Origin of the sequence: Alteromonas sp. I10 (assembly GCF_003201515.1) — a bacterium.
Taxonomy (GTDB): domain Bacteria; phylum Pseudomonadota; class Gammaproteobacteria; order Enterobacterales; family Alteromonadaceae; genus Alteromonas; species Alteromonas macleodii.
Window position 1 is genome coordinate 1 of the sequence record NZ_QJJN01000018.1, and the last position, 3,305, is coordinate 3,305.

General features: G+C 49.0%; 2 rRNA genes. Both read right to left on the reverse strand.

Annotated elements, in window-relative coordinates:
* Positions 1-84, reverse strand: a 5S ribosomal RNA gene (rrf, locus tag BZA03_RS20115); the annotation flags it as partial.
* Positions 85-218: 134 nt separating this feature from the next.
* Positions 219-3,097, reverse strand: a 23S ribosomal RNA gene (locus BZA03_RS20120).
* Positions 3,098-3,305 lie beyond the last annotated feature (208 nt).

Genomic DNA, 3,305 nt, shown 5'->3' on the forward strand with positions numbered 1-3,305 from the left:
CCCCACACTACCATCGGCGCTAATACGTTTCACTTCTGAGTTCGGAATGGAGTCAGGTGGTACCGTATCGCTATGGCTGCCAGGAAAAACTGGTAACAATTTGGGAAAGATAATATCAATTCAATCAGTGAGTAACTGTCTTTTCACTCTACTTGCGGCTCTTTTCAGAGCTTAGCTTGTCTACAACACTCAGAAATCTAAAGCTTCTTGGGCGTTGTATGGTTAAGCCTCTCGGGCAATTAGTACAGGTTAGCTTAACGCCTTACAACGCTTCCACACCCTGCCTATCAACGTCATCGTCTATAACAACCCTTCCAGACCTTAAAGGTCAGGGATGACTCATCTTTGGGCCGGCTTCCCGCTTAGATGCTTTCAGCGGTTATCCGTTCCGAACATAGCTACCGGGCAATGCCATTGGCATGACAACCCGAACACCAGCGGTTCGTCCACTCCGGTCCTCTCGTACTAGGAGCAGCTCCCATCAATCATCCAACGCCCACACCAGATAGGGACCGAACTGTCTCACGACGTTCTAAACCCAGCTCGCGTACCACTTTAAATGGCGAACAGCCATACCCTTGGGACCGACTTCAGCCCCAGGATGTGATGAGCCGACATCGAGGTGCCAAACACCGCCGTCGATATGAACTCTTGGGCGGTATCAGCCTGTTATCCCCGGAGTACCTTTTATCCGTTGAGCGATGGCCCTTCCATACAGAACCACCGGATCACTATGACCTACTTTCGTACCTGCTCGACGTGTCTGTCTCGCAGTTAAGCTAGCTTATGCCATTGCACTAACCTCACGATGTCCGACCGTGATTAGCTAACCTTCGTGCTCCTCCGTTACTATTTGGGAGGAGACCGCCCCAGTCAAACTACCCACCAGACACTGTCCACATTCCCGATAAGGGAACAATGTTAGAACATCAAACATACAAGGGTGGTATTTCAAGGACGGCTCCACACAATCTAGCGACTGTGCTTCAAAGCCTCCCACCTATCCTACACATGTAGGTTCAATGTTCAGTGCCAAGCTGTAGTAAAGGTTCACGGGGTCTTTCCGTCTAGGTGCGGGTACACAGCATCTTCACTGCGATTTCAATTTCACTGAGTCTCGGGTGGAGACAGCGTGGCCATGGTTACACCATTCGTGCAGGTCGGAACTTACCCGACAAGGAATTTCGCTACCTTAGGACCGTTATAGTTACGGCCGCCGTTTACCGGGGCTTCGATCAAGAGCTTCGTCCGAAAACTAACCCCATCAATTAACCTTCCGGCACCGGGCAGGTGTCACACCCTATACGTCCTCTTACGAGTTTGCAGAGTGCTGTGTTTTTAATAAACAGTCCCAGCCACCTGGTCACTGCGGCCTCCATTTGCTTACCACGCGAAGTGTTCACAAACAGAGGCGTACCTTCTCCCGAAGTTACGGTACAATTTTGCCGAGTTCCTTCACCCGAGTTCTCTCAAGCGCCTTAGTATTCTCTACCTGACCACCTGTGTCGGTTTGGGGTACGGTTCATATAATCATAAGTTTAGAAGCTTTTCCTGGAAGCAGGGCATCAACAACTTCACTCCCTTGGGAGCTCGTCTCGTGTCTCGGCCTTGAAAACCCGGATTTACCTAAGTCTTCAGCCTACTCACTTTCACTTGGACAACCAACGCCAAGCTTGCCTAGCCTTCTCCGTCCCTCCATCACTGATTATATAAGTACGGGAATATTAACCCGTTTCCCATCGACTACGCATTTCTGCCTCGCCTTAGGGGCCGACTTACCCTGCCCTGATTAGCATGGGACAGGAAACCTTGGTCTTCCGGCGTGGGAGTTTTTCACTCCCATTATCGTTACTCATGTCAGCATTCGCACTTGTGATATGTCCAGCAAGCTTTACAACTCACCTTCATCCACTTACACAACGCTCCCCTACCCAGCAAGTAAACTTGCTGCCGCAGCTTCGGTATATTGCTTAGCCCCGTTACATCTTCCGCGCAGGCCGACTCGACTAGTGAGCTATTACGCTTTCTTTAAAGGGTGGCTGCTTCTAAGCCAACCTCCTAGCTGTCTATGCCTTCCCACATCGTTTCCCACTTAGCAATATTTTGGGACCTTAGCTGGCGGTCTGGGTTGTTTCCCTCTCCACGACGGACGTTAGCACCCGCCGTGTGTCTCCCGGATAGTTCTCATTGGTATTCGGAGTTTGCAAAGGGTTGGTAAGTCGGGATGACCCCCTAGCCTTAACAGTGCTCTACCCCCAATGGAATTCGTCCGAGGCTCTACCTAAATAGATTTCGGGGAGAACCAGCTATCTCCCGGTTTGATTGGCCTTTCACCCCCAGCCACAGGTCATCCCCTAACTTTTCAACGTTAGTGGGTTCGGTCCTCCAGTTGATGTTACTCAACCTTCAACCTGCCCATGGCTAGATCACCGGGTTTCGGGTCTATACCTAGCAACTAAACGCGCAGTTAACACTCGCTTTCGCTACGGCTCCGTTATTCACTTAACCTTGCTACTAAATATAAGTCGCTGACCCATTATACAAAAGGTACGCAGTCACCACACGAAGTGGCTCCCACTGCTTGTACGTATACGGTTTCAGGTTCTATTTCACTCCCCTCACAGGGGTTCTTTTCGCCTTTCCCTCACGGTACTGGTTCACTATCGGTCAGTTAGGAGTATTTAGCCTTGGAGGATGGTCCCCCCATATTCAGTCAAGATAACACGTGTCCCGACCTACTCGATTTCACTGTAAAGAATCCGTCGTGTACAGGGCTATCACCTTGTATCGCTCCTCTTCCCAAAGGATTCCACTAAATTCTAAACAGCTTAAGGGCTGCTCCCCGTTCGCTCGCCGCTACTAGGGGAATCTCGGTTGATTTCTTTTCCTAAGGGTACTTAGATGTTTCAGTTCCCCTCGTTTGCCTCGTTAACCTATGTATTCAGTTAACGATACCTATAAATAGGTGGGTTTCCCCATTCGGACATCTGTGGCTCAAATGCATTTTGTCGGCTCACCACAGCTTTTCGCAGACTTACACGTCCTTCATCGCCTCTAACTGCCAAGGCATCCACCGTATACGCTTCGTCACTTAACCATACAACCCCAAACAGCCTTTTGACTTCTGTCTAAGTTACGTTGCATGAATGACAAGCTAATCGGAAGAATTGCCTTGCTATCAAATCATCGATTGATAACAAGCAATTCAGTCAAGTAGAGTAAAAAGTCATCTTTCGATTTCTCAGTTACTCAATTTTGATTGATTACTATTAATATCAGCTTTCCAAATTGTTAAAGAACATTCG